Below are 25634 nucleotides of genomic sequence, written 5' to 3'. Positions count from 1 at the left end.
GGAGCAAGCACCGGTGCCTAACCGGCGGCCCCTCGGGGCCGCGACTCGAGCGCGCCAGCGCTCCAAAAAACACAGCGTCAAACCTGCCTGGGACTACTCAAACCCCGGGCGCCCCGCCCCACAAACCGCCCGGGAGCACCAAACCCCCGTAGCTCTGCCCCATGGACCACATAAAGAAAGGCCCGGCGCCTGACCGGCACCGGACCTCCCGACTAGTTCCCCAGCCTCACATCAAGCCAAAACATCGTGCCGAACGATCGTCTGGTCACGACCCGGACCGACACCGATGCACGAGATCCGAGCACCCGACAGCTCTTCCAACCGAAGCACATACGCCTGCGCGTTGGCGGGCAACTCCTCGAAGGTGCGCGCGTGGGAGATGTCCTCCCACCAACCCGGCAGCTCCTCGTAGATCGGCTTGGCGTGGTGGAACTCGGTCTGCGTAGTCGGCATCTGCTCGACCCGCTTGCCGTCGATCTCGTACGCCACGCAGATCGGCACCGTATCCAGCCCGGACAGCACGTCCAGCTTGGTGAGGAAGTAGTCGGTGACGCCGTTGACGCGCGTGGCGTACCGGCTGATCACCGCGTCGAACCAACCACAGCGACGCGCACGACCGGTGGTGACACCGACCTCGCCACCGTTCTTGGCCAGGAACTCACCGAAGTTGTCGAACAGCTCGGTCGGGAACGGGCCGGAGCCGACGCGGGTGGTGTAGCACTTGAGAATGCCGAGCACCGTGTCGATCTTGTTCGGTCCGATACCCGAACCCACCGCCGCGCCACCCGCGGTCGGGTTGGACGAGGTGACGAACGGGTAGGTGCCGTGGTCGACGTCGAGCAGCGTGCCCTGCGAGCCTTCCAGCAGCACCGTGTCGCCGCGCTCGAGCGCCAGGTTCAGCTCGAGCCGGGTGTCGGAGATGCGGTGCTTGAACGATTCGGCCTGCTCGAGCACCTCGTCCACCACCTGCTGCGTGTCGAGCGCGCGGCGGTTGTAGATCTTGACCAGCACCTGGTTCTTGAACTCCAGGGCGGCCTCGACCTTCTGGGTGAGGATCTTCTCGTCGAGCACGTCGGCGACGCGGACGCCGACGCGGGCGACCTTGTCCTGGTAGCAGGGGCCGATACCGCGACCGGTGGTGCCGATCTTGCGGTTGCCGAGGAAGCGTTCGGTGACCTTATCGATGGCCACGTGATACGGCATGATCAGGTGCGCGTCAGCGGAGAGCAGCAGGCCGGAGGTGTCGACTCCGCGCTCTTCCAGACCGGCGAGCTCGTCGAGCAGCACGCCCGGGTCGACGACGACACCGTTACCGATGACGTTCTTGACGCCAGGGGTGAGGATGCCGGACGGAATCAGGTGCAGAGCGAACTTGTCGCCATTGGGGAGAACCACCGTGTGACCGGCGTTGTTGCCGCCCTGGTATCGGACCACCCACTGCAACCGCTCACCGAGCAGGTCTGTAGCTTTGCCCTTACCCTCGTCGCCCCATTGGGCACCGATGAGGACGATTGCCGGCATTTCGGAGTCTCCTACAGATCGACGGCAGCACACGCGGCGCTGCAGCTACCTGCCGTAGACGCTGGCGCGTCTATCACTGAGGCGGTGGCCGGAGGCACAGTCTAGCCGACGCCTGATCAGGTCCTGTCGGCCTGCCCCGTCGCAGGCCTCCCGACCCCGGCCTACCGCACCTGCCCTGATCGGTTACGGTTACCAGTCGGCAGTGAGTTTGCTTGACCGAGGAGGGTGTACCGCAGTTTGAGTACCCACGTTCTCCGATGCGGTGATATGCCGGTCCCGATCGCGCTCTCCTCATTACCCAATACCCAGACCGGGCGGGTGCCCGATGTCGCGGTGATCGATGAACTGCTGCCGGTGCTGGCCGCCGACAGCCTGCCGCGCCTGATCGTCCTCGGCGCCGACGCCTCGCTCGCCGCCGTGCTCACACATCTGATGCGCACCGAGCGGTTGCATGTCGAAGTCGGTTTCGTACCGGTCGATACGACCTATGCCTCGCGGGTCTATCAGACCGGAACCGGTAACGGCGCCGCGAAACGAGCGGTGGAAGGCCGGGCGATCGAGACGCCGCTGATCCGCGACGACACCGGCACCGTGCTGGTCGGGCGCGCGAGCATCACCGGAGTCGACGGCGCCAAGCTCGAGGGCGAAGCCTATGTCGACGACACACTGCTGTTCACCGGCAAGGTCACCACGATGCTGATCTCGCCGACGATGACCATGCCCGGTGTCCGCGCACGCGTGCGCAAAGGCATGCGCAAGCGCACCTGGGTTTCCGGTCGTGCCGCCCAGCTCGGCACCCCGGGGGCCGTGGTCACCCGCGACGGGATCACCGCCGAACGCACCGTGCCCCGCTCGACCTTCTATCGATTCGAACAACCCTGGTTGCTGGTGCGATGACCTACTCCTTCCCCTCGGATCGGCGGACCGGGAACAGCGCGGTGCGGCCGAGCCCGGTTTTCCTGCTGATCGTGCTGGTCGCGGTGGGCGGCGGTGCACTCGCCTGGGACGCCGATATCGAGTCGGTGCGCGCCAAGGTCGGCGTGTTCCTGCTCGTGGTGTTCGGCTGGATCGTCAGTTTGTGCCTGCACGAGTTCTCCCACGCGTATGTGGCGTGGCGGGCGGGCGATCACGAGGTGGAGGTGCGTGGGTATCTCACGCTGAATCCGCTGAAATACAGCCACCCGGTGCTGTCGATCGGCCTGCCGCTGGTGTTCATCGCGCTCGGCGGGATCGGTTTGCCCGGTGGCGCGGTGTATGTGGACACGACACGGTTCAAGACGAGTGTGCAACGCCTGGTGAGCGCGGTCGGACCCGCGTCGAACGCGCTGTGCGCGGTGGTGCTGCTGATCGTGATCCGGGCTTTCGGATCGGTCGCCGAGCATCCCGCGTTCTGGTGCGGGCTCAGTTTTCTGGCGTTTCTGCAGATCACGGCGTTTCTGCTGAACATTCTGCCGGTGCCGGGGCTGGACGGCTACGGGATCATCGAGCCGTCGCTGAGCTACCAGACGCGGCGCTCGCTCGATCAGTTCAAGCCCTACGGCATGTTGATCCTGTTCGCTGTCATCTTTTTCACCCCGCTGAGTCAGGTGTTCTTCAACGGTGTTTACGCATTGTTCGAATTGTCGGGGGTACCTGAGGTGTGGGCCGCCTATGGTGGCCAGTTGACCCGTTTCTGGCGTTGATAGCCTCGGGTCAGACTCGACCCTGGAACGGAAATTGCGTATGAGCTCCACCGGATCGTCCGCTGTCCTGTCCGTCGTCATCCCGGCGCTCGACGAAGCAGCGGGCATCACCGCATGCCTCGAGCGTCTTGTCGGCCAGGACACGATCGACGAGATCGTCGTCGTCGACAACGGCAGCACCGACAACACCCGCGAGATCGTCGCCGAACTCGCCGCCCGACATCCCAAGATCGAATTGATCTCCGAGCCGCAACCCGGCGTCGCGTTCGCTCGCAACACCGGTTTCGACAAGGCTCGCGGCGACTACCTCGGTCGCATCGACGCCGACACCCTCGTCTCCCCCGAGTGGGGCGCCACCGTGCGCGCCCACCTCGACTCCTACGCGGACACCATGGCGGTGACCGGCATCAGTACCTATCACGACTCCCCGATCGGCATCTTCCTCGCCGCCGCGATCGGCGGGCAGGAACGGCTCGGGATGATCAAGACCCAGCCCGTCGGCAATGTGCACGGTGCCAATATGGCGATCCGGCGCGCGGCGTGGGACCAGGTGCGTTCGGCCACCACCACCCGCCGTGACCTGCACGAAGACCTCGATCTGGCACTGTGCCTCTCGAAGGCGAAGCTGCGTATCGACCAGCTACCGACCTTGCGGGCCGAGATCTCCGCGCGGCGGCGCAAGACCCCGCCCGACGTGTGGTGGAAGTACCAGCTGCGCGGCCTGCAGACCATCGCCAACCAGGGCTACAACATCGTGCCGTTCCATCGCGCGGTGATCACCGGCGCGTGGATCATGCACACCTCGCAGTGGCCTATCTACCGGGCGTGGGACTTCGACCGCAAGCGTTTCTCGCTGCGTTCCGGGCGCCCGCGCGTTTCCCCCGTCGGCGACTGAGTTACTCCTCCGGCGTCACATACGGATTGGGCACCGTGGGCGGGAGCAGCGCGATCGCCGAGATGCGCTGCATCCCACACACCACCATCAGATCCACCACGATCGAACGGATCTGCGCGAACACCACGTGTGCCGACAACCCCGCCCCGACAACGAGTTCGGGGCGGGCATCCTTGGCGACGCTGCGCAACGACTTGAGGGCCTCGGCCTGATCGGGTTGCTCGCCAGGGTCGGCAAGCATCACCTTGCGGACCACGTCGGTGGCGTGGCCCAACTGGTCGACCAGGTCGATCAAGCGCGGATCGAGGACCTCGTCGTCGCGGACCAGGGTGAGCGAACGACGAAGCAGCACACGGGCATTGCGGACGGCGTTGTCGAGCGGGTCGGCCGCGTTGTGGATGCGTTGCAGGCGTTTTCGGGAATTCCAGTACAGCGGCGATATCCGGCTGACCTCGCGGCCGCCTGCGAGTGCGTCGCGTAGGGCGTCGATCTGGGGCTGGGTGTCGCGCACCGCCGAGAGCGAGTCGGACACCTTCGTCGAGTCCTGTTCGAGCAGGCCGTCGGCGCAGGCGATCATCGATTTACTCATCACCGACAGCACGTCGGCGGCGTGTTCGCGGGCGCGGCGGACCGGGTGCAGTGGGATCAGCGCGACCATCAGCACGCCGACGAGTCCGCCGATCAAGGCGTCGATCATGCGGTTGGGGCCCGCGCCGGGCGCCTGATTCAAGGTCGAGACCAGCACGGCAGAACCCGCCGCCTGGATCGTCATGAGCGCGCCGCTGCCGAGAAACACCGACACCGCCATCGCACCGGCGACCACCAGGCCCACCTGCCAGACACCGGTCCCGACCTGGGCGATGAACAGGTCGCCGATCCCGATGCCGACCGCGACACCGACCACCAGCTCCACCGAGCGGCGCACTCGCGCACCGAACGAGATACCGATGGAGACCACCGCGGCGGTCGGCGCGAAGAACGGTTCGACGTGGTGGACGAGGTCGTGGGCGATGAACCAGGCCAGTGCGGCGCCGAGCGCGCACTGGATGATCGGGATGGTCGAGAGCCGCAAGCGTTCGATCGACGCCCGGTACCGGCCGACGGTCGTGACCTTGGCGGCCGCGACCACCGGAGTGGCGACGGCGACGAAAGGCTTGTGCTCGCTCACCTACGACTCGGACCCGACCACTGACTCAATCCAGGCCGAGTTCGTTCGCCGCGCGCGGATCGCAGTCCTCGAGCAGGTCGAGGCAGCGCGCGTACTCCTCGGTTTCGCCGATCGTCTTCGCCGCGGCGGCCAGCGCGCCGACGCTGCGCAGGAAACCCTGGTTGGGTTCGTGGCTCCACGGGACGGGGCCGAAACCCTTCCAGCCGTTGCGACGCAGCAGGTCGAGGCCGCGGTGGTAGCCGGTGCGGGCGAAGGCGTACGCGGCGACGGTGTCGTGGTTCACCTCGCCACCGGCGCGCTTCAGCGCGGCCTCTGCCAGCTGGGCCCATGCGATCGATGCGGCCGGGTACTGCGCGGCGACCTCGACAGGGTCGGTGCCCGCGGCAATGGCGTCTTCGGCGTCGATCAGTTCGGGAAGGAGGACCGGCTGCGGTCCGAGCAGGTCACCGAAGGAGGTCATGGGTTCATTGTGCACCGAGCGTCCGACAGGCGCCGACCCGCCCGCCGCAGCACTCACCCACGCGCCCCCGCGCCTTCGCGACAGCCATGCGCAACAGACTTGGGACCGCTTCGCGTCCGCGCCTATTAGGCTGAGCGCAGAGTGCAACGTTCGAGCCTGAGCGAGGGGTACAGAGGTGTCCGACCCGACCGACGAGAACAACCCGGCAGCAGAGTCTGCCGGTCCCGGCGCGCCCGGCCAGCGTGACGATTCGTCCGCGTCTCCTCCCGGCGCACCGGAGTCGGTCACCGAGCCGGACCGCGCGACGAGGCCGCCGGTGGGTGCGGATCAGACGGTGGTGATCCGGCGCGGGGATCTGCCGGGTCAGCCCGATGATGCCGCGCGGGCGCAGGACGCGCGTTCCGGTGGGACGCAGCCTCCCGCGGGGCAGGGCGGTCCTCAGCGCACCGGTGGTCCCGGTGGAGCTCAGGCTGGTGGATCTCCACAAGGTGGACCTCGCGTACCGCCGGGCAACCCCGCCGGTGGACGGCCGGGCGGCAACGCACCCGGCGTGGGACCGGCACGGCCGGGCAATGTGCCCGGTGGACAACAGCCTTCGGGTCCGGGGTCGCAGCAGTCATGGGGTCGGCCAGGGTTTACGCCCGGTGGGACGCGTCCCGGCGCGGGACAGCCGCCCGGTACGCAACAACCTTCAGGTCGGCCGGGCAACGCGCCCGGTGCACAACAACATCCAGGTCAGGGTGGATCGCGATCCGGTGGTCCGGTCGGCGGGCCCGGTCCGCAACAGAGCGGCGGACCGCAAGTGGGACGTGGACCCGGTCCACAGCAAACCGGTGGTCCCCAAGCGGGACACGGACCGAGCGGCCGACCCGGTCCACAGCAGCCGGGTGGACCGCAAGCAGGACGCGGACCAGGTCCGCAGCAAGCCGGTGGACCCCACGCCGGGGAAAACAGCGGTGCGCCCGGCGCCCGGCCGATCGGCGGACCGGGCAATGTGAGTGGTGGACCACGGCCTGCGGGACCGGGTGGTGCTCCGCGAGTGAGCGTGCCCGGTGGTGGATCGCCCGTCGGTCGGCAAGGAAACGCACCCGCGAGTCCGGGTGGGCAAGGCGCGGAACAGGATTCAGCTGGTGGCGGGTCGCCGTTGGCGGGGTTGTCGAAAGGGCTGCCCGGAGAGCAGGCAGATGCCTCGAGCTCGCGGCCTCGCGACGTGCAGGGTCCCGACCTCGCCGGACCGGACGCAGCGACGACCGCGATGTCGATTCCTGGGCGGAATCCGGCGGCGGATCGTGGTTCGGCCGATGACCGAACGGTGAAGATCGGTGGTGCCCAGGCGAAGTCGGCGCAGGCGGATGTGCCGACCGCTGGGATGGACAAGGCCGATCTCGCCGAGGCGTCGGATGCGAAGTCCGACAAGGTATCCGCGCCGAATGGCACGACCGCGCGCGGCTCGGTTGCCAGCGCAGCGGTGGCGGGTGCAGCGGGTGCTGCTGCTGCAGCGGGCAGCGGAACCGACGAGTCGTCAGATCCGCGGAGCTCGAAGTCGACCGCCGATGGTGGCTCCGGCGCGCGCGTACAGGACGGTGACAGCCACACAAACAGCACGAAAGGTACCGCAGCCGAAGCTGATTCGAGTGCGCCGACCGCTGCCGGCCCGAAGGGTGAACCGACTGCCGCTGTAGACGCGGGGTCCGAGGCCGATTCAGCCACGACCGCAAAGTCCGGCATCTCAGGGGCAGGGGCTACCGGGTTCGGGGCCGCTGGGTCCGGGCTTGCTGCGGATAACTCGCGGGGCGACAAACCGGTCGACGTCGACGCGACCGAGAAGTTCCAGACGGGTGGGCCGAAGACAGACGGTCCCGCTTCCGAGGACCAGACCGTGGCAATGCGGGTGGCGAGCGCGGCGGATGCGCCGACCACCGCCATGCCGGTGCAGCGGGCGAAGACCGCCGGTCCGGGCGGGACCGATCGCGTGGTGCCGCCTGCCGGTGGACGGCCCGCGATGACCCCGCCGCCGAATACGCCGCGTGGTCCGGCCGGGCCGCGCCAGGCCGGCCAGCAAGGGCCTGCCGGGCCCGGCCAGTTCGGGCCTGCCGGTCAGGGCCAGCCCCCCGCGGGTCCGGCCCAGCACGGGCCGTCAGGTCTTGGCCAGCACGGGCCGGCGGGCCCGGGTCAGCACGGGCAGGCGGGACCGGGTCAGCAAGGACCGGCGGCACGTAGTCAGCAAGGACCTGTCGGCCCCGGCCAGCACGGGCCGACGGGCCCCGGCCCACAAGACCCCCGTGGTGCAGGGCAGCAGGGCGTCGAGGAGACGCAGCCTTCGCCGCCACGCGGACCGGGTGCCCCGCAGCGCACGGGTGGATCGGCACCTTCACCCGCGGACATCCAGCCGACGCGCCCCGCACAGCAGTTGGCGGAGGGGCAGCGGCAGGTGGCGCCGCCCCAGCGAATCGGGACGCCGGGCGAGGCTCCGGCGGAACCCGGCGCGAAGCGGCCCAAGAAGTGGCTGCTGGCCGCCGGCGGTGCCGCGGTGCTCGTCGTTGCCCTGATCGCGACCGTGGTGGCGTTGATGGGCGGTGCGGACAACTCGCCAGAGGGACAGGTGAAGGCGGTGATCGGGGACTACACCGACGCGCTGCGCAGCGGTGACCTCGAGGACCTGCGGGCGAGCACCTGTGGCGAGCTGCACACGTTCTATCAGGGCATCACTCCCGAACAGTTCAAGGGCGTACACGAGGTCTCGACCGAGCGCGGTTCCATTCCGGTGGTCGACAGCGTGGACGCGGTGCGGATCACCGGCGACACCGCGCTGGCCCAGGCCACGGTCTACACCTCGGCGGATCCGTCGAAGCGGACCGCGCGGACGTTCGACCTGCAGCGCACCGACGGTAGCTGGAAGGTGTGTGACCCCGCGGGTACTCCCTGATCGTGCGTCGACCCGTCGTAGCGGACACTTCTGACTGCTATGACGGGTCACACATAACTGGTGATCCAGATGGGTAAACAAGTAAAGTTTTCCGGATCATGAGCAGGGAACAGACAGTGGAGCAGCCGGACATCGAAGCTGTGGTCCCGGATGCGACGCTGGTTGGTCAGCGCTTCGGGTTCCGCGATCACTACGAAATCGGCCGCGAGAAGATCCGGGAATTCGCCAGGGCCGTGCAGAATCTGCACCCCGCCCACCAGCAGGAAGTCGACGCGCGCAAGCTCGGCTACGACGGGGTGATCGCCCCGCCGACCTTCGCCTCGGTGATCGGCATGACCGCCACCCGCGCCCTGCTCGACAGTGTGCTCACCGAGTACGACCTGTCGCAGGTGCTGCAGACCGACCAGGTCTTCGAGCTGTTCCACCCGATGCTGGCCGGCGACCGGATCAGCACCGAGATCGAGATCGAGTCGATCCGTCAGTTCGGCGACAACGACTTCATCAACGTCGGCTTCAAGCTGCGCAACCAGCACGACCAGGTCGCCGTGCAGGGCACCACCACGATCGTGGCCCGCCGCGGCATCGAGGTCGACGCCAATATCGTCGAAGCCGTCGAGAACATCAGCATGCAGCCCCGACCCGACGTCGCCGCCGACACCGGCGACGTGCTGATCCGCCGCACCGGCCCCGTCCCCGAGCCGCTCCCGCGCGAACCCGTCGCGGTCAACACCACCCCCGAATTCGACACCCTGGCAAAGGGAACCGAGCTCCCGCCCGCCACCGCCCGCCTGACCCGCGGCGACCTGGCCAACTACGCGGGCGTCTCCGGCGACCCCAACCCGATCCACTTCAGCGACCGCGCCGCCGAACTGGCCGGGCTGCCCACAGTGGTGGCCCACGGCCTGCTCACCATGGGCCTGGCCGCGCAGTACCTGACCGATTGGCTGGGCGACCCGACTGCCATCGAGAAGCTGAGCGTCCGGTTCTCGGGGTTCGTTCCGGTTCCGCCCGCCGAAGCCGGCGTGATCGAGTTCTCCGGAAAGATCAAGTCGGTCGATCCCGGTCGGCGCGCGGCGACGGTGCTGTTGAGCGGAGTTTCCGAGGGCCGCAAGCTCTTCGGTCGAGCAGCGGCTGAGATCCGGCTGACGTAGCCCGGAGCAGCCTTACTTCACCGCGATGAACACCAAAACGGTTCCACCGATTCGGATGATGTCCCCATCGGCCAACAGGGCACCGCTGTCGATCGGCACCTCGTTGACGTAAACCCCGTTGGCGGAGTGCAGATCCTTGATCAGCAGACCGGCGCGGCTCGGCATGATGTGCGCGTGATACCGGCTGGCCTTCGGATCATCGAGGACCAGTTCATTGTCGGTCATGCGGCCGATCCTGATGCCGCCGTGGGGAATCGGCAGCGTGCGGCCGTCGGCGAAACGCAGATTGCCGTTCCGGATCGACTGCGGCACCTCGGTGACGGTCTCGGTCATCGCCGCGGCCACCTGATCAGATCGCCTGGACGCCAGCACATTCAACGGCTCCTGCCGCAGAACCCGCTGCTCCAGCTCGATCAGGGCCGCGCCGGGATCGATTCCCAGTTCCTCGGCCAGCACCCCACGCACCCGCCGGCACGCCTCCAGTGCGTCCGCCTGCCGCCCGGACAGATACAGCGCGGTGATCAGCTGCCCCCACAGCGGCTCGCGCAGCGGATGCTCGTTGGTCATCGATACCAACTCGCCGATCACCGAAGACGCCCGACCGCAGGCGATCTCAGCGTCCACGCGGGCGGAGACGGCCAGTAGCCGCTCCTCGTTCATCGCGGTGGCGAAACCGTCGGCGAACTGCAATCCGGCCAGGTCGGCCAGCGCCCGCCCGGTCCATTCACGCAGTGCAGCGCCGAAGAGGTTGGCGGCACCGGGGTGGTCGCCCACGTCGAGACACCGCGAACCCGCTTCTCGCGCGCTCTCGAACCGTCCGAGATCACAGGCGGTATCGGGGATTTCGAGCCGATACCCCGCGCCCTCGGTCCGCAACACCTGCGCCGAATCGATCCCCGCATTGCGCAGCGCTTTGCGAATGTTCGACACGAACACCTGCAGACTGGCGGCGTAGGAATCCGGTGGATCCTCGTTCCAGACCATCTCGGCAAGCACAGCAGAAGACACCGCGCGCCGCCTGTTGACGGTGAGCGCGGCAAGGAGAGCGCGCGGCTTGGGCCCGCCGACCGCTACCGGCTCACCGCCGACGAGCAATCGGACGGGCCCGAGCACACGGACATCAAGACTCATGAGCTCGGGCCCCGTTTGTTGGTGCGAAAATCAGGAACCGCTGACGGAGCGACCGGCCGACTTCAGGTCGTTGCAGGCCTCGGCCACGCGCTCGGCCATCGAGACCTCGGCCTTCTTGAGGTAGCTGCGCGGGTCGTAGACCTTCTTGTTGCCGACCTCACCGTCGATCTTCAGCACACCGTCGTAGTTGGCGAACATGTGACCGGCGATCGGGCGGGTGAAGGCGTACTGGGTGTCGGTGTCGACGTTCATCTTCACCACGCCGTAGCGCAGCGAGTCCTCGATCTCGGACTTCAGCGAGCCCGATCCACCGTGGAAGACGAAGTCGAACGGCTGCGCACCCTCGGCCAGGCCCAGCTTGGCGGCCGCGACGCGCTGGCCCTCGGCCAGCACCTCGGGCTTGAGCACCACGTTGCCCGGCTTGTACACACCGTGCACGTTGCCGAAGGTGGCCGCGAGCAGGTACTTGCCGTTCTCGCCACCGCCCAGCGCGTCGATGGTCTTCTCGAAGTCCTCGGGCGAGGTGTAGAGCTTGTCGTTGATCTCGGCCTCGACGCCGTCTTCCTCGCCGCCGACGACACCGATCTCGACCTCGAGAATGATGTTGGCCGACTGACAGGCCTTCAGCAGTTCCTTGGCGATCTCGAGGTTCTCGTCGATCGGGATGGCCGAGCCGTCCCACATGTGCGACTGGAACAGCGGGTTCAGGCCGTTGTTCACGCGCTCCTGCGAGATCGCGATCAGCGGACGCACGTAGGTGTCCAGCTTGTCCTTGGGGCAGTGATCGGTGTGCAGCGCGATCGTCACGTCGTAGCGCGCGGCGACGATGTGCGCGAACTCCGCCAGTGCCACCGCGCCGGTGACCATGTCCTTCACACCGAGGCCGGAACCGAATTCGGCGCCACCGGTGGAGAACTGGATGATGCCGTCACTGCCCGCGTCGGCGAAGCCCTTGATGGCGGCGTTGATCGTCTCCGACGAAGTGCAGTTGATAGCCGGGAACGCGAACGAGTGCGCCTTGGCCCGGCCGAGCATCTCGGCGTAGACCTCCGGGGTCGCGATAGGCACAGCAGTGACCTCCGTCTTGTGGGGAGCAAAAACCAATTCTGTCAGGCCACACCCTAAATTAGGAAGGCGAACGCGAGATCACCCGGTGGGGCGAGGTTCACCCGCAGGGCACTCATGTCACAGATCGGACCGGTACTGTGGGGGCCGTGACTTTGCTGGCGGTATCCGATGCGGTGACGAGCAACCTTGCGTTGACCCAGTTGCTGGACCCGTTGTATCTACTCGAACAGACCTGGCTGTCCAAGGCGGTTATCCCCGCTATCCTGGCGATTGTCTTCATCGAGACCGGCCTGCTGTTCCCCTTGCTGCCTGGTGACTCGCTGCTGTTCACCGGCGGCATGCTGGCCGCGCGTGAGACCGGCCCGGAGATCTGGGTGCTCGTGCCATTGGTGATTATCACGGCCTTCGCCGGCGACCAGTGTGCGTATTGGATCGGCCGCAAGATCGGTCCGGCCATCTTCAAGAAGGAAGACAGCCGCTTCTTCAAGAAGCACTACGTCACCGAGACGCACGAGTTCTTCGAGAAGCACGGCCCCAAGACCATCATCCTGGCCAGGTTCGTGCCGATCGTGCGCACGTTCATGCCGGTGCTGGCCGGTGTCTCGCAGATGAGCTACCGCAAGTATGTGGCGTTCGACATCGTCGGCGCGGTGCTGTGGGGTGGCGGTGTCACGATCATCGGCTACTTCCTCGGCAATGTGCCGTTCATCCGCGACCACGTCGAAGCGATCTTCCTGCTGATCGTGTTCGTCTCGATCCTGCCCGCGATCATCACGGTCGGTAAGAAGGTGCTCGAGCGCCGCAACGCACCGGCCGCGCCGGCGCAGAGCGGCGAGCTGGCTGCTTCGACGAACGAGACGCACTGATCCCTGTGACCGCAGTACCGTCCACCCTCGCTATGGGCAGCTTCGATCCGCTGATCTCGGCGGGCCCCGCTGTGGTCTGCACGGTGGTGCTCGTTTTCGTCTTTCTCGAATGCGCGTTCATCATCGGGCTGTTCCTGCCCGGTGATTCGATGCTGATCACCGCCGGTATCGTGCTGGCCTCGCACGCCAATGGCGAAGCGCAGGTCTGGGCGTTGTCGGTGGGCACGATGCTCGCGGCGATCGCGGGTAATCAAGTGGGTTATGTCGTCGGGGCGCGTACCGGGCATCGCGTGGTGGCGCGCAAGAACGGCCGCTACATCAACACCAAGAATCTGGCCAAGGTCACCGATCTGCTCGAACGGCACGGGTTCCTCGCGGTGCTGGTGGCCCGCTGGATTCCGTGGGTGCGCACGCTGTGCCCGATGGTGGCGGGCGCGGCCGGGATGGATCATCGGCGCTACACCGTTGCCAGCACGCTGGGCGCGATCATCTGGGCGCCGGTGCTGTTGCTGATCGGGTATTACGCGGGCGAGTTCCTGGAGCAGGTGCCGTGGCTCATGCCCGCGGTGATCGGCACGCTGATCGTCGGTCTGATCATCGGCACCATCCTCGGTATCCGGCACTACCGCCAGGAGATGGCGAAGCCGGTCGAGGATTACGACCTCGAGCCCAGCATCACGGCCGACGCCGAGCGCTGAGCTACAGCCCGGCCGCGCTGACCTGGTAGGCGGCTTCCATCAGCATCCAGCCGGACAGCTGCACGGATAGGTCGCGTTCGGGCACGGCCGAGGCCGTCACCGAACCGCCCGGGGTGAACTTGCCCGCGCCAGCGGTGCCTCCTGGGAGCCGGGCCGGTTTGCTCCAGTCGTGCCCGAACAGCGGCTCGCCTTCGACCTCTAGTCGATTGGCCCAGGCGGCGGTGGCCGAGGCTTTCACGATGGCCGCGGCGGTGCGCCGATCGGTTTCGGCCCGCTTGCCCTCGCCCGGCAACATCAGGGCGACCACCGCGAGATAGCGCGCCAGCACCCCGTTGAACAGGCCACCGTCACCGCCGCCGCCGCCATTGATCACCAGGCGGGTGGTCATGTGTTCTTCCACCGCGGCCAGCAAGGTGCTCACCCGTGCGATGTGACGTTCGTCGTCGTCGGTGTGCACGGCCAGCTCGGCTTCCAAGCCGAGGACGACACCCTGGCAGTAGCTGAACACGGGGCGTTCGATCTCACCGGAGGGTAGGTGGATACCGTCGAGGATCAGACCGGTTTCGGGGTCGCGGAGGGTCGCGTCGAGCCAGTCGGCCATCTCTCGCGCGCGCTCCACGCGACCCAGGCGTAAGAGCGCGATGCCCGCCGGGCCGTTGGCCGGGGCATTGAAGAAGTCCGACTTGATCCGCCACGGAATACCGCCGCCGACCTCGGGTTCCCAGGCGCCGTAGAGCTTCTGTTCGAGGGCGAGGAGTCCACTGCGGGCCGAGGTGAGTTCCTGGGTGCGCTCGGCGCGTTCCAGGGCGATGGCCAGCCAGGCCATGTCGTCGTAGTAGCGGTTGGTCCAGCCGGTGATGTTGCGCAGCCGGATGCCGCGGGCGATCGCGCCGATACGCCTGCGTCTGGCCGGGGTGGGGACGCGGTTGGCGGCGTCCACCGCCACATCGAGCAGGTGGGCTTGCCACCAGTAGTGCCAGCCCGCGAAGGCCCGTTCGCGGCGGGTCGCCGGCCAGCCGACAACACCCAATTCCGTTCCCGGACAACCCCACAGCATGCGCAGATGCCGCGAGACGATCGCGGACTCGGCCATATCGGCACGCTCGGACCACAGCGCCGGGGTGGGCACGGATCCGGCGCGATCAGAGGGCTGGGGGCGCCGGCCGCTGCGCGAGGTCATGGCTCCATGGTGCCAGGTGGTACCGACATTGGCGTGCCCATTCCGTTACCAAGCCGCGGACAGATCGGCGTGTTGACGGATCCAGGCGTGCATGGCGATGCCCGCGGCCACCCCGGCGTTGATGCTGCGGGTGGAGCCGAACTGGGCGATCGAAACAGTCAGCGCCGCTGCGTCTTTCGCGTCGTCGCTGACGCCGGGGCCCTCCTGGCCGAACAGCAGCAGGCAGTCGCGTGGCAGGTCGGCCGTTTCCAGTGGGACCGCGCCGGGGACATTGTCGACGGCAACCACCGTGAGCCCCTCGCGCGCGGCGAACTCACGCAGCTCGGCGAGGTCGCTGTGGTGGACGAGGTGCTGGTAGCGGTCGGTGACCATCGCGCCGCGGCGGTTCCAGCGCCGCCTGCCGACGATGTGCACCGCCGCGGCGGCGAAGGCGTTCGCGGTGCGCACGACGGTGCCGATATTGGCGTCGTGGCCGAAGTTCTCGATGGCCACATGGAAGGGGAACCGGCGGGCGTCGATGTCGGCGACGATCGCCTCGCGGGTCCAGTAGCGGTAGGCGTCGACGACATTGCGGCGGTCGCCCTCGGCCAGCAGGACGGGGTCATAGCGTGCGTCGGTGGGGACCGGGGTGTCGTGTTCCTGCTCCCACGGACCGAGGCCGTGCGGGTGCTCGCCCCACTCGGTCGGGCCCGCGACCTCTTGTTCGTTCACCCGGCAATGCTAGGTGGGGGCTCAGTAGGTCGAAGAATCGGCCGTCGTCGCCAGGAGGATCACGACACCGATCGTCAGCACGACGTACAGGCCGAGGACACAGGTCCCGACGATGCCCATGATGTAGCCGGCGTTGGCCTGCGAGCGGCCGCCGAACTGGCCGCCGGAGGCATCGATCTCGGCCACGACCTTGCGACCCTTCACCCAGGCGAACGGGGCGCAGAAGCCGCACAGGGCAAGACCGAGGATGCCGAGGATGAGGGCCGTGTTCGACTCGGGGTGCTCCGGCGGGCGCGCGTAATAGCCCTGGGGCGGATAGCTCATCGGCCAAGCGTAATCGCGGCGGCCGTGGGGCGCTTACCCTGGAAGAACACCGACTTGCGGGTGGTGAGCGAGATGGATCATGAGCGGGTATTCCGGGCGCTGATCGGCGTCGTGGCCGGGTATCTGATCGCGCTCGCGGTGTGGCTGGGCTGGTTGGCACCGCACGCACCGCCGGGCACGGCGCCGTATCAGGTGATGATCATGGTCGGGCTGTTCGGCTCGGCGTGCGGGATCGCGATGACATGGGCTTCGATGCCGACGCGGGCGGATCGGCGGTTGCGCAAGTACGGGCTGGAGGGGTGGGCGCGGATCGACGGGGTGCATCCGTTGAGCCGGACCGATCATGCGAGTGAGCTGACCGAGTTCGATGTGGAGCTCACGGTGCCAGGGACCGAGAGCTACCACGGGACGATCGTGGTGGACGTGATGCCGGTACACAAGCCGAGAATGGTTGTGGGAGAGACGGTTCCGATTCGCGTCGACCCGCAGGACCGGGATCGGATCATCCTGGTTCTTTGAGGTGTTCGACCGTCGGCACGGGCGCTGGTTCGAGCTCGGGATCGGGCGAGGGGAGGCCGACGATGGGACGGCCGCGGCGGAGGGTGCGCTGCCAGCGGAGGGGATCGAAGACGGCCGGGTCGGTCTCTTCGATGAAGGCGCGGATCAGTTTGACGAAGCGGTCAGGGTCGAAGTGGTGCGGGAAATGGCCTGCGCCAGCGAAGATCTCGATGCGACTGCCGGGAAAGGCTCGGTGGGCGCGAGCGGCGTGGCCCGACGGGATGACGGTGTCGCGGGTGCCGCCGATCACCAGCGTCGGGAGGTGGGCGGCGAGGTAGCCGCGGTCGAGCATGGTGATGGTCTGGCCGCGACGGTCGGCGGCGGCGCGGATGGTGCGCAGGAAGGCGTTGCGGGCGCCCGGTTCGGCGAGATGGCCGTAGAGGCGGAGCACGTATTCTGCCTCGGGACCGAGGCCGAGTCCCCCCGCCGCCGTCACCACCGGAATCGCGGCGCGCACGGCGGTGCGGACCGGCCAGCTGGTGATCGCCATCAGCGCGGGGCCCGCACCCGCCAGGGTCGCGAGCCGGAACGCGGGGTGCACGCCCGCGCCCATCCCCGCCGGGCAGACCAGCGCGATCCGCTCCACCTTCTCGGGAAACTGATAGGCGAACTGCATCGCGACCCCGCCGCCCAGCGAATGCCCGACCACGGTGATCCGCTCGATGCCGAGAATGCTGAGCAGGTCACGCATGCCGTTGGCATAAGCCGCCACGGCGTAATCGGCGCGCGGTTTGGCCGATTCACCATGACCGAGCAGGTCGGGCGCGATCACGGTGTAGTGCTCGGCGAGCGCGTCGAACACCGGCGCCCAAGTCCCCGAACTGTCGGTGATCCCATGGATCAGCAGCAGCGGCGGCCCGTTTCCCGCCATCCGGAACGCCCGGCGATACCCGTGCACCTCGATGAACTGCGATTCCCCGGTCATCCTGGAAGCGTGCGCGCGGGCTGTTGCATGGTGACGACACCGAGGTAAGCGCCGTGTGACGGGGCGTGCTGTTCCGCCTCCCCGCGATTCATGGCCAGACGGAGGCGCGGGATAGGTAGTGCCGGCGTCTTGCGGTCTTGATCGGGTCGGGTTCGCTAGTGCCCGATGAGTTACCCATGTGCGAGCGAAATCAGTGGCTGCGGTCCCGAAGAGCGGCCGTGAGCAGGTATTGCGCGGCGACGTAGGTTGCCAGGATTACGCCTTCGGTGACCCTGCGGGTGCGGTCGTCGTCGGCGAAGAGGCGGCGCAGGACGATCAAGGCGTCGGAGACGGTGAACAGTAGGGCGCCGACACCGAGCCGACTACGAGGATCCGAGTTCGGAATGTTCAGGCCCGCGATGTTCTTCGCGTCCGGCGCAAGGGCAGGATCCGATGCGAGGGTCGCGGCGGTGCCGAGGGTCGCGCCGTACGCGGTGAGCGGGATCGCGAGGCCGGGGGCCTTAGCGCGCAGCAGACCAGCCGCGCCTGCCCATGCCACCACCCTGGGCAGGGCGATCTCGGGGCGGGGACGAGCGCCTCGTTTCCACCACAGCAGCGAGTAGCCGGTTTGCATGACCGCGAACGATGACGCGCCCGCGATGAGGCGGCGGTCGTCGTCGGGGTCGAGGAGCAGCACGTCGCCGACGGTGGCCGCGGCCAGCGAGCCGAGCAGGATCCGGCGCTCGGCCGGATCGTGCTCGACACCGCCGGTCACCGCGTCGGCGGCGAGCAGCGGCATCAGCAGGGGCTTGGCGACCCATTGCAGGCGGTCACGGCCGGTGACGGCGCCGAACACGGTGACCGCCCCCGCCGCCAGGTAAGCGGCGCGCAGCTTTCGCATGTCAGAAGCTCGGTTCCTTCGGGGCGGGCGGCAGGGTAACGACCTGGCCCGCGTAGCTCAGGCCCGCGCCGAAACCGAGCAGCAGCGCGAGCTGACCGCCCTTCGCCTTGCCGGTGACCAGCATTTCCTCGATCGCCAGTGGCACCGAGGCGGCGGAGGTGTTGCCGGTGTTCTCGATGTCGTTGGCGATCGGCACACTCTCGGCAAGGCCGAGGTTCTTCTTCATCAGCTCGTTGATCCGGGCGTTGGCCTGGTGCGGGACGAACACCTCGATGTCGTCCTTGGCCACGCCGGAGGTCTCGAGTGCCGCCGAGAGCGCGCGCGGCAGAGTGACCGCGGCCCAGCGGAAGACCTTCGGGCCTTCCATGCGCAGCGACATCCGGCCGACGGCCTCGACCGAGGGATCGGTGCCCTGCAGGGCTTGCGCCTTGTTCATGTACTCCAGGAAATCGACGTCCTGGGCGATGGCTTCGGCGTTCTCACCGTCGCTGCCCCAGACCGTCGGGGAGATGCCGTTGTCCTCGGCCGGACCGACGACCACAGCACCCGCGCCGTCACCGAAGATCATCGCGGTGCCGCGGTCGGTGGGATCGAGGCCGACGGTCATCGTCTCGGCGCCGATCACCAGCACGTAGTCGAAGGAACCGGCGCGGATCAGGTCGGCGGCGACGCCGAGCCCGTAGCAGAAGCCACCGCAGCCGGAGGTCAGGTCGAAGGCTGCGACGCCGTTGAGCCCCAGGTCGAAGGCCACCGAGGGGGCGCCGTGCGGGGTCAGCTTCAGCCAGCTCGAAGTGCACAGGATGACCGCGCCGATCTTGGATCGATCGATCGGGGTGTTGTTCAGCGCACGCTCACCGGCGGCCGCGGCGATCGACCGGATCGTCTCGTCGCCACTGATCCAGCGCCGGTTGTGGATACCGGTGCGCTCGAAGATCCAGTCGGGCGTCGAGTCGAGGGTCTCGCACACTTCGGCGTTGGTGACGATGCGCTTCGGCCGGTAGGCACCGATCCCGAGCATCGCAACGTTGTCGCGACCTTTGTTAACTGCAATGCTCACCACAGGTGACTCACACGTCCTTCAGACTTTCCGGACAGACCACGTCGTCGTCCGGGTTCGGCGTTGTTCAGGCTAACCCAGGGCAAGATCGTCGAGACCGAGGATGGATCGATATTCCAGCCCCTCCTCGGCGATCACCTGGTCAGCGCCGGTTTCCCGGTCGACAACGGTGGCAACGCCGACCACGATCGCACCGGCATCGCGCAACGCGCGCACCGCCGTGAGCGGCGAGTTGCCCGTCGTGGTGGTGTCCTCGACGACGAGCACCCGCTTGCCGACGATGTTGGGGCCCTCGATCTGGCGCTGCATGCCGTGCGCCTTGGCCGCCTTGCGGACCACGAACGCGTCGATCGGACGGCCCGGCGCGTGCATCACGGCCATCGCGACCGGGTCGGCGCCCATGGTGAGCCCACCGACGGCGTCGAAGTCCCAGTCGGCGACGAGTTCGCGCAGCAGCGAACCGATCAGCGGGGCGGCCTGGTGGTGCAGGGTCGCGCGGCGCAGGTCGACGTAGTAGTCGGCTTCCTTGCCCGAGGACAGCGTCACCTTGCCGTGCACGACCGCGAGCTCGCGCACGAGGGCGGCCAGCTGGTCGCGATCGGCCTTCGTGAGCGCCTGACGTGCTTGGTCGATCATCTAAGTCATGTCCTTCCGCGTGCGTTGAAGAGTCCGCGATTCATGCGGGCCACCAGGGTGCGCGGGATGAAGCCCGCGACCGCGGTGAGCACCTTGTACTGCACGCCGGGCACGCTGATCACCCGGCCGGAGTCCAGATCCTGCAGACACCCGTCGACGACCTGATCGACGTCGAGCCACAGGCGCTTGGGCAGCGAACTCATCTCGATGCCCGCGCGCTGGTGGAACTCGGTCTGCACGAATCCGGGGCACAGCGCTTGGATGCGGACACCGGTGCCCACTAATCCACCCGCCAAACCCTCCGTGAAGGATACGACGTAGGCCTTGGAGGCCGAGTAGGTCGACCCCCGTCCGGGGATCAACCCGGCCACACTCGCCACATTCACGATCGAACCCGTGCCCGCCGCGACCATCGGCGGCAGGGCCGCCCTGGTGAGCTGCAGGACCGCGGTGACGTTCACGTCGAGCTGGGCTTGCAGCTGCGCGGGCTCGAGCGTCCAGAACTCACCCGAATGCGCGAAACCCGCGTTGTTGAAGAGGAAGTCGATGCCGCTCGCGGCGCGCGCGGCGACGCGGGCACGGTCGTCGTGATCGGCCAGGTCGGCGATGAGGACCTCGGCGGAGGTGGCGAAACGGCGGGCCAGCTCGTCGGCGAGTCCACGCAGCCGTTCCTCGTTCCTGGCGACGAGAACCAGGTCGTAGCCGAGTGCGGCGAGGCGGTGGGCGAAGCCCTGCCCGATGCCGGACGTCGGTCCGGTGATCATGGCGACGGGGCGGTGTACGCCGGGAAGGCGCAGGGGACTAGCGGTCATCGCAGATCGATTCCGGTCGAGGAGGGTGCCGCGATGACTACCACGGCAGGTGGATCATTTCGGTACGGGACCCTGGTACGGACGGAAACCGGGGTGGAACGGTCCGCCCGGCCTGCCCGGTTCCGCGTCGTCGTGCGGTGGCTCGGTGCGGGGACGCGGCTCGGGGACGACGGCCAGCGACGGGCGCTTGGGCTGTTCGCCGAGCGGGCGGCGTCCGGGTGCGGGCTGGTCTTCGAACTCGGGGTCGTCGAGATCGGGGTCGTAGTCGGCGGGCAGCGCGGGGGCGCGGCCGCCGATCGGGGCGCGATCCTCGCGCGGCAGGCCGCCACGAGCGCCGTCGTCCTGGCGTGCGGCAGCACCGCGAGAGGCATAGCGCTCGTCGTCGTCGATGCCGCCCGCGGCACCACGTCTGTCGTAGGGCTCGTCGGTCTCGGGCTGGCGTGCCGCCGCGCCGCGGGCGGCGTAGGGCTCGTCGTCGGCATCGAGTTCGTCGGGACCGGGGAAGCGGGCGCGACCACGCTCTTCGACGTCGGCGTATTCCGTCCGACCCGAAGCGAATTCGCGATCGTCGTCTTCGTCGTCGTACTCGGGGCGGAAGCCGGGCGCGAGATTGGCGCTCGACCTCGGCCGCGTGAATTCGTTGGGCTCGGCCACCGGGGGCAGCACGTGCAGCAGGCCCGACAACCGGAGCACCACGTCGATCGCGGTCTCCCAGTCCTTGGATCCGCTGCCGACGGGAAGCATGCCGAGAGTCCAGTTGCCCTCGCTCCACAGCATCTGCACGGTGTCGGACAGCGACTCGATGAAGCCCACCATCCGCTGATCTACGGCGTGGCGCGCGATCTCCGGATCGGTGGCGAACACCACCCGGTCGCCGATGGCGCCGAGCAGTTCCAGATCATGGTCCTTCGGCGGCGCCGCGGTCTTGAGCCGCATATCGACATCGATCTCGGAGCCGATCTGGCGTCGCACGGCCACCAGCGTGGCCGCGTCCTCCAGGTCGAAGAGCACGAACTTCTCGCCCTTGCGAATGCCGGAGACCACGTCGACCGCCGAGAGGTAGCCGAGCTTGGTCAGCGCGCCACGACGCCATGTCGAGGCGAGCGCGGGCTCCACCGACACGTAGGTATAGCCCTGGGACTTCGCCCACACCTGTCTCGCGTGTCCGGTGCGCTGCCGCTGGACCCGATCGAAATACAGCAGGACTATCGCACCCACGAGTGCGATCGCTGCTAACCCGAACCACATAGCCGTCATCGTCGCCTAGCCTATCCAGCCGTCGCCGTGATTGCCCGGTAGCACCGGGGATTCGACGCGCGGGTCGCTCATCGGGGGCCGCCCGGCAACGCCGTACTGATAATGATCTTGGCGTGGATCGACCCGTCTGGGTTCTTGTCGCCCTGCACCATAACCATGTCGCCGACGGGAAGCTCGCTCGCCTTCGTGCTGGTCAGCGAGATCACCTGGGTGGCATCGTCGATCAGCACCCGCACATCGGATCCGCCGAGGGTGCTCATGGTGATCTCGGTGCCGGTATTGGCGGTGATACTGCCCATGGTGGCGCCGAGATCTTCGCCGCCACCCAGGCCGGGCAAGCCGGGGAGCCCGCTCGCCGTCGGCGGCACGCCCGGCGTGGTCTGCTTCAGCGTCGGCGGGACGAGCAGTTGGGTGGTCGTCGGTGCCGATGCGGTGTTGTCCTCGGAGTTGTTGCCGCTCAGCACGAGACCGGCCAGCACCCCACCGACCGCGATCAGCGCCAGCACACCCAAGCCGAGCGCGACCCACAAACCGGTGTGGCGTTTGGGCGATTCTTGCTGGTCACCGTCCTGCGGACGCGGTGGATAACCCGGTGGCGGCGCGGCGGGATAGCCCTGGTCATAGCCGGGTGGCGGCGCCTGGTAACCCTGGTCATAGCCGGGTGGCGGCGCCTGGTAACCCTGGTCGTAGCCGGGCGGCGCCTGCTGCGGCGGGGGTTGAGCTGCGGGATAGCCGCTTTCGTAGGCACCCCATTGCGCATCGTGCGGCGGCAACGCCTGCGTCGGGTTCGACGGTTGCCCCCACTCGTCGAACGAATTGCCTCCGTACGGCGTGGTCGAGTCGGTGCCCGGCGAACCCAGCCGTTCGGTCGGCGAATCCTCCGGGCGTTGCCCCCACGGATCGTTCGGGTTCGTCATGGGCTCCAGGGTAGGACAGCCCGGTGCGTTTGGGAGGTCCCTACGCACCGGGCTGTGGATAAATCACGGGCTGTGGATAACTTCGCGTTCGACGACGAGCTTGTCGGCGGCGTCGTCCACACTCACCTTCACGGTGTCACCGTCGGCGACCGAACCGGAGAGGAGTTCCTTGGCCAGGCTGTCGCCGATGGCCTGCTGGATCAGCCTGCGCAGCGGTCGCGCGCCGTAGGCCGGGTCGTAGCCGCGCACGGCGAGCCACTGCTTGGCCTCGTCGGTGACGTCGAGGGTCAGCCTGCGCTGTGAGAGCCGTTTCTGCAGCTGACGCAGGTTGATGTCGACGATCGACTCCAGTTGCGCGGCATCGAGCGCGTGGAACATCACCACGTCGTCGAGCCGGTTGATGAACTCCGGCTTGAACGCGCGCCGCACCGCCTCCATCACCTGATCGCGGTCGCCACCGGCGCCGAGATTGGAGGTGAGGATGAGGATCGTGTTGCGGAAGTCGACCGTGCGGCCCTGGCTGTCGGTGAGCCTGCCTTCGTCGAGAACTTGCAACAAAATGTCGAAGACATCCGGGTGCGCCTTCTCGATCTCGTCGAACAGCACCACCGAATACGGCCGCCTGCGCACCGCCTCGGTGAGCTGGCCGCCCTGGTCGTAGCCGACATATCCGGGCGGCGCGCCGACGAGCCGGGCCACCGAGTGCTTCTCGCTGTACTCGCTCATGTCGATGCGCACCATGGCGCGTTCGTCGGCGAACAGGAAGTCTGCGAGAGACTTCGCCAGCTCCGTCTTGCCGACACCGGTCGGGCCGACGAACAGGAACGAGCCCGTCGGCCGGTTCGGATCGGCGACACCGGCACGCGCCCTGCGCACCGCGTCGGAGACCGCCTGCACCGCCTCTTCCTGCCCGACAACGCGCCCCGCGACCTCGGTTTCCATCCGCAGCAGCTTGGCGGTCTCGCCTTCGAGCATCCGGCCGACCGGCACCCCGGTCCACGCCGAGACAACGTCGGCGATGTCGTCGGGAGTCACCTCCTCGTTGAGCATCACGTCACCGTCGGACGCTGCGGCACTGGCCTTTTCGGCGTCGGCGAGCTCCTTCTCCAGGTCGGGAATGCGCTTGTAGCGCAGCTCGGCGACCTTGCCGAGGTCGCCGTCACGTTCGGCCCGCTCGGACTCCCCGCGCAACGCCTCCAACTGCTCCTTGAGCCCGCGCGCCGAATCGAGCGCGTTCTTCTCGTTCTGCCAGCGGGTGGTGAGCTGGCTGAGCTTCTCGCGGTCGTCGGCCAATTCCTGGCGCAGCTTCTCCAGCCGCTGTTTGGACGCGGCGTCGGTCTCCTTCTCCAGCGCCACCTCTTCGATCTCGAGGCGTCGCACCGCTCGCTCGATCTGATCGATCTCGACGGGGCGCGAGTCGATTTCCATCCGTAGGCGCGAAGCCGATTCGTCGATCAGGTCGATCGCCTTGTCGGGCAGGAACCGCGAGGTGATGTAGCGGTCCGACAGCGTCGCGGCCGCCACCAGCGCCGAATCGGTGATCCGCACGCCGTGGTGCACCTCGTAGCGTTCCTTGATGCCGCGCAGGATGCCGATGGTGTCGGCCACCGACGGCTCGCCGACCAGCACCTGCTGGAATCGCCGTTCGAGCGCCGCGTCCTTCTCGATGTACTTGCGGTACTCGTCGAGGGTGGTCGCGCCGACCAGGCGCAGCTCGCCGCGGGCCAGCAGCGGCTTGATCATGTTGCCCGCGTCCATCGCCGAGTCGCCGGTGCCGCCCGCGCCGACGATGGTGTGCAGCTCGTCGATGAAGGTGATGATCTCGCCCGCGCTGTTCTTGATGTCGTCGAGCACGGCCTTGAGCCGCTCCTCGAATTCACCGCGATACTTCGCACCGGCCACCATCGCGCCGAGGTCGAGCGAGACAACCTTCTTGTTGCGCAACGACTCCGGCACATCGCCTTCGATGATGCGCCGGGCCAGACCTTCGACGATGGCGGTCTTGCCGACGCCGGGTTCGCCGATGAGGACCGGGTTGTTCTTGGTGCGCCTGCTCAGAACCTGCACCACGCGCCGGATCTCGGTGTCGCGCCCGATCACCGGGTCGAGTTTGCCCGCGCGGGCCAGCTCGGTGAGGTCTGTGGAGTACTTCTCGAGTGCCTGGTAGCTCGCTTCCGGATCGGCACTGGTGACCCGGCCGCTGCCGCGTACCGCGGTGAACGCGTCGCGCAGGGCCTCCGGGGTGGCGCCGTGCTTACGCAGCAGCTGGGCGACGTCCGAATCACCTTCGGCCAACCCGACCAGCAGGTTTTCGGTGGAGACGAACTCGTCGCCGAGCTCGGTGGCGAGCCGTTGGGCAGCGGTCATCGCGGCGAGGACTTCACGGCCCAATTGTGGTGTGGTGGTGGCGCCGGTAGCACGCGGCAGGCGGTCGACGAGGGCACCTGCCTCACGTTCGACTGTCGCCGGATCGACCCCGATGGCCTTGAGCAACGGTGCGGCGATGCCATCGGTTTGATCCAGCAACGCCACCAGCAAGTGCGCCGGACGGATCTCCGGATTGCCCGCCGCCGCGGCGGCCTGAAGGGCGGCGTTGAATGCCGCCTGCGTCTTGGTGGTGGGATTGAACGAGTCCACGAATCTCCCTACTTATCTGGTAACGACTGGTTCGGATGCACCCGACGCCTGCATAGTTCCTGACCCGTTGAGGTCTTCGGCGAGGCTGAGCGTGGGTGCGATGGGTCGATCGTTCGCGGCGTGACCGGGTGACTCTTTCGATATCTCCTAGGGCGATCGACCCTTCACACAAGG

At 67.8% G+C, this 25634-nt stretch carries 25 protein-coding genes; 9 read left to right on the top strand and 16 right to left on the bottom strand.

Going from position 1 to position 25634, the window contains the following annotated elements; all coding sequences use genetic code 11:
• Positions 1-231 precede the first annotated feature (231 nt).
• A complete protein-coding gene (locus tag ACFWPK_RS33615; RefSeq protein ID WP_378922748.1) occupies positions 232-1521 on the bottom strand; it encodes an adenylosuccinate synthase in 1290 nt (429 codons plus the stop codon).
• Positions 1522-1788: 267 nt separating this feature from the next.
• Here ACFWPK_RS33615 and ACFWPK_RS33610 point away from each other — a divergent pair, with 267 nt between their 5' ends.
• The 3 genes from ACFWPK_RS33610 to ACFWPK_RS33600 are packed head-to-tail and all read left to right on the top strand — an operon-like array spanning position 1789 to position 4098.
• Positions 1789-2418 (top strand): hypothetical protein, encoded by a 630-nt coding sequence (locus tag ACFWPK_RS33610; protein WP_378922746.1) that lies wholly within the window; start codon positions 1789-1791, stop codon positions 2416-2418.
• Positions 2415-3203, top strand: coding sequence for a site-2 protease family protein (locus tag ACFWPK_RS33605; RefSeq protein ID WP_378922744.1), 789 nt, complete (start codon positions 2415-2417; stop codon positions 3201-3203). The genes ACFWPK_RS33610 and ACFWPK_RS33605 overlap by 4 nt, the downstream gene beginning before the upstream one ends.
• 40 nt (positions 3204-3243) lie before the next feature.
• Entirely contained in the window at positions 3244-4098 is an 855-nt protein-coding gene (locus ACFWPK_RS33600) for a glycosyltransferase family 2 protein (protein ID WP_378922742.1), read from the top strand.
• 1 nt (position 4099) lies between these two features.
• On the opposite strand, the gene ACFWPK_RS33595 is transcribed toward ACFWPK_RS33600, so the two are convergent.
• Positions 4100-5227 (bottom strand): aromatic acid exporter family protein, encoded by a 1128-nt coding sequence (locus tag ACFWPK_RS33595; RefSeq protein WP_378922755.1) that lies wholly within the window; start codon positions 5225-5227, stop codon positions 4100-4102.
• A gap of 64 nt (positions 5228-5291) precedes the next feature.
• Complete coding sequence (locus tag ACFWPK_RS33590) at positions 5292-5726, bottom strand: DUF3151 domain-containing protein (protein WP_378922740.1); 435 nt, start codon at positions 5724-5726, stop codon at positions 5292-5294.
• 644 nt (positions 5727-6370) lie between these two features.
• Between ACFWPK_RS33590 and ACFWPK_RS33585 the strand changes: the two genes are divergently transcribed.
• The 3 genes from ACFWPK_RS33585 (at position 6371) to ACFWPK_RS33575 (ending at position 9803) form a co-directional block, all read left to right on the top strand.
• The gene (locus ACFWPK_RS33585) at positions 6371-6724 is read left to right on the top strand and encodes a hypothetical protein (protein ID WP_378922738.1); all 354 of its coding nucleotides are present in this window, start codon (positions 6371-6373) and stop codon (positions 6722-6724) included.
• A gap of 314 nt (positions 6725-7038) precedes the next feature.
• Entirely contained in the window at positions 7039-8652 is a 1614-nt protein-coding gene (locus ACFWPK_RS33580) for a hypothetical protein (RefSeq protein WP_378922736.1), read from the top strand.
• Positions 8653-8750: 98 nt separating this feature from the next.
• Positions 8751-9803, top strand: coding sequence for a fused (3R)-hydroxyacyl-ACP dehydratase subunits HadA/HadB (locus tag ACFWPK_RS33575; protein WP_378922734.1), 1053 nt, complete (start codon positions 8751-8753; stop codon positions 9801-9803).
• A gap of 12 nt (positions 9804-9815) precedes the next feature.
• Here ACFWPK_RS33575 and ACFWPK_RS33570 read toward each other — a convergent pair whose 3' ends face one another.
• Together ACFWPK_RS33570 and fbaA are read right to left on the bottom strand one after the other, a co-directional pair.
• Entirely contained in the window at positions 9816-10934 is a 1119-nt protein-coding gene (locus ACFWPK_RS33570) for a BTAD domain-containing putative transcriptional regulator (RefSeq protein ID WP_378922732.1), read from the bottom strand.
• 30 nt (positions 10935-10964) lie between these two features.
• Positions 10965-12002, bottom strand: a complete 1038-nt coding sequence (fbaA, locus tag ACFWPK_RS33565; protein ID WP_378922730.1) for a class II fructose-bisphosphate aldolase — start codon at positions 12000-12002, stop codon at positions 10965-10967.
• Between the two features lie 146 nt (positions 12003-12148).
• Here fbaA and ACFWPK_RS33560 point away from each other — a divergent pair, with 146 nt between their 5' ends.
• Together ACFWPK_RS33560 and ACFWPK_RS33555 are read left to right on the top strand one after the other, a co-directional pair.
• Positions 12149-12868, top strand: a complete 720-nt coding sequence (locus ACFWPK_RS33560) for a DedA family protein (protein ID WP_378922728.1) — start codon at positions 12149-12151, stop codon at positions 12866-12868.
• Between the two features lie 32 nt (positions 12869-12900).
• A complete protein-coding gene (locus ACFWPK_RS33555) occupies positions 12901-13566 on the top strand; it encodes a DedA family protein (protein WP_378922754.1) in 666 nt (221 codons plus the stop codon).
• Between the two features lies 1 nt (position 13567).
• Here ACFWPK_RS33555 and ACFWPK_RS33550 read toward each other — a convergent pair whose 3' ends face one another.
• The 3 genes from ACFWPK_RS33550 to ACFWPK_RS33540 all read right to left on the bottom strand — a co-directional run bounded on the left by ACFWPK_RS33550 (position 13568) and on the right by ACFWPK_RS33540 (position 15781).
• On the bottom strand, positions 13568-14659 hold the full coding sequence (locus tag ACFWPK_RS33550) for a glycoside hydrolase family 76 protein (protein ID WP_378922752.1): 1092 nt from the start codon (positions 14657-14659) through the stop codon (positions 13568-13570).
• Positions 14660-14791: 132 nt separating this feature from the next.
• Positions 14792-15457, bottom strand: a complete 666-nt coding sequence (locus ACFWPK_RS33545; RefSeq protein WP_378922726.1) for a TrmH family RNA methyltransferase — start codon at positions 15455-15457, stop codon at positions 14792-14794.
• A gap of 21 nt (positions 15458-15478) precedes the next feature.
• Positions 15479-15781: a DUF4190 domain-containing protein gene (locus tag ACFWPK_RS33540; protein WP_378922724.1), complete on the bottom strand. Its 303-nt coding sequence runs from the start codon at positions 15779-15781 to the stop codon at positions 15479-15481.
• A gap of 72 nt (positions 15782-15853) precedes the next feature.
• Here ACFWPK_RS33540 and ACFWPK_RS33535 point away from each other — a divergent pair, with 72 nt between their 5' ends.
• Positions 15854-16300, top strand: coding sequence for a hypothetical protein (locus tag ACFWPK_RS33535; protein WP_378922750.1), 447 nt, complete (start codon positions 15854-15856; stop codon positions 16298-16300).
• Here the strand turns inward: ACFWPK_RS33535 and ACFWPK_RS33530 are convergent.
• From ACFWPK_RS33530 to clpB, 8 genes are all read right to left on the bottom strand, one after another.
• Positions 16284-17264 carry an alpha/beta hydrolase gene (locus ACFWPK_RS33530; protein WP_378922722.1) on the bottom strand — a complete coding sequence of 327 codons (981 nt, stop codon included), beginning with the start codon at positions 17262-17264 and terminating at the stop codon, positions 16284-16286. The genes ACFWPK_RS33535 and ACFWPK_RS33530 overlap by 17 nt on opposite strands.
• Before the next feature lie 190 nt (positions 17265-17454).
• On the bottom strand, positions 17455-18144 hold the full coding sequence (locus tag ACFWPK_RS33525; RefSeq protein WP_378922720.1) for a lysoplasmalogenase: 690 nt from the start codon (positions 18142-18144) through the stop codon (positions 17455-17457).
• A gap of 1 nt (position 18145) precedes the next feature.
• Positions 18146-19204, bottom strand: coding sequence for a beta-ketoacyl-ACP synthase III (locus ACFWPK_RS33520; protein WP_378922718.1), 1059 nt, complete (start codon positions 19202-19204; stop codon positions 18146-18148).
• Positions 19205-19273: 69 nt separating this feature from the next.
• Entirely contained in the window at positions 19274-19837 is a 564-nt protein-coding gene (pyrE, locus tag ACFWPK_RS33515; RefSeq protein ID WP_378764439.1) for an orotate phosphoribosyltransferase, read from the bottom strand.
• A 5-nt stretch (positions 19838-19842) separates the two neighbouring features.
• Positions 19843-20649, bottom strand: a complete 807-nt coding sequence (locus ACFWPK_RS33510) for an SDR family NAD(P)-dependent oxidoreductase (protein WP_378922716.1) — start codon at positions 20647-20649, stop codon at positions 19843-19845.
• A 54-nt stretch (positions 20650-20703) separates the two neighbouring features.
• Positions 20704-21867 carry a hypothetical protein gene (locus ACFWPK_RS33505; RefSeq protein WP_378922714.1) on the bottom strand — a complete coding sequence of 388 codons (1164 nt, stop codon included), beginning with the start codon at positions 21865-21867 and terminating at the stop codon, positions 20704-20706.
• Between the two features lie 107 nt (positions 21868-21974).
• Positions 21975-22823, bottom strand: coding sequence for a DUF5666 domain-containing protein (locus ACFWPK_RS33500; RefSeq protein WP_378922712.1), 849 nt, complete (start codon positions 22821-22823; stop codon positions 21975-21977).
• 63 nt (positions 22824-22886) lie between these two features.
• Positions 22887-25460: an ATP-dependent chaperone ClpB gene (gene clpB / locus ACFWPK_RS33495; RefSeq protein WP_378922710.1), complete on the bottom strand. Its 2574-nt coding sequence runs from the start codon at positions 25458-25460 to the stop codon at positions 22887-22889.
• Between the last annotated feature and the right edge of the window lie 174 nt (positions 25461-25634).

The sequence above is a fragment of the Nocardia sp. NPDC058519 genome, assembly GCF_042719755.1.
Lineage (GTDB): Bacteria > Actinomycetota > Actinomycetes > Mycobacteriales > Mycobacteriaceae > Nocardia.
The sequence above is the reverse complement of the archived record's forward strand: the minus strand, read 5'-3'. Positions and strand labels throughout refer to the sequence as shown.

What these genes read in the sequence shown, in the direction of transcription:
- ACFWPK_RS33605 (WP_378922744.1), top strand. Translation starts at nt 2,415, where the DNA reads ATGACCTACTCCTTCCCCTCGGATCGGCGGACCGGGAACAGCGCGGTG.
- ACFWPK_RS33615 (WP_378922748.1), bottom strand. Translation starts at nt 1,521, where the DNA reads ATGCCGGCAATCGTCCTCATCGGTGCCCAATGGGGCGACGAGGGTAAG.
- ACFWPK_RS33590 (WP_378922740.1), bottom strand. Translation starts at nt 5,726, where the DNA reads ATGACCTCCTTCGGTGACCTGCTCGGACCGCAGCCGGTCCTCCTTCCC.
- ACFWPK_RS33500 (WP_378922712.1), bottom strand. Translation starts at nt 22,823, where the DNA reads ATGACGAACCCGAACGATCCGTGGGGGCAACGCCCGGAGGATTCGCCG.
- ACFWPK_RS33555 (WP_378922754.1), top strand. Translation starts at nt 12,901, where the DNA reads ATGGGCAGCTTCGATCCGCTGATCTCGGCGGGCCCCGCTGTGGTCTGC.
- ACFWPK_RS33530 (WP_378922722.1), bottom strand. Translation starts at nt 17,264, where the DNA reads ATGACCGGGGAATCGCAGTTCATCGAGGTGCACGGGTATCGCCGGGCG.
- ACFWPK_RS33610 (WP_378922746.1), top strand. Translation starts at nt 1,789, where the DNA reads ATGCCGGTCCCGATCGCGCTCTCCTCATTACCCAATACCCAGACCGGG.
- ACFWPK_RS33550 (WP_378922752.1), bottom strand. Translation starts at nt 14,659, where the DNA reads ATGGCCGAGTCCGCGATCGTCTCGCGGCATCTGCGCATGCTGTGGGGT.
- pyrE (WP_378764439.1), bottom strand. Translation starts at nt 19,837, where the DNA reads ATGATCGACCAAGCACGTCAGGCGCTCACGAAGGCCGATCGCGACCAG.
- ACFWPK_RS33535 (WP_378922750.1), top strand. Translation starts at nt 15,854, where the DNA reads ATGGATCATGAGCGGGTATTCCGGGCGCTGATCGGCGTCGTGGCCGGG.
- ACFWPK_RS33575 (WP_378922734.1), top strand. Translation starts at nt 8,751, where the DNA reads ATGAGCAGGGAACAGACAGTGGAGCAGCCGGACATCGAAGCTGTGGTC.
- ACFWPK_RS33600 (WP_378922742.1), top strand. Translation starts at nt 3,244, where the DNA reads ATGAGCTCCACCGGATCGTCCGCTGTCCTGTCCGTCGTCATCCCGGCG.
- ACFWPK_RS33570 (WP_378922732.1), bottom strand. Translation starts at nt 10,934, where the DNA reads ATGAGTCTTGATGTCCGTGTGCTCGGGCCCGTCCGATTGCTCGTCGGC.
- ACFWPK_RS33525 (WP_378922720.1), bottom strand. Translation starts at nt 18,144, where the DNA reads ATGCGAAAGCTGCGCGCCGCTTACCTGGCGGCGGGGGCGGTCACCGTG.
- ACFWPK_RS33540 (WP_378922724.1), bottom strand. Translation starts at nt 15,781, where the DNA reads ATGAGCTATCCGCCCCAGGGCTATTACGCGCGCCCGCCGGAGCACCCC.
- ACFWPK_RS33510 (WP_378922716.1), bottom strand. Translation starts at nt 20,649, where the DNA reads ATGACCGCTAGTCCCCTGCGCCTTCCCGGCGTACACCGCCCCGTCGCC.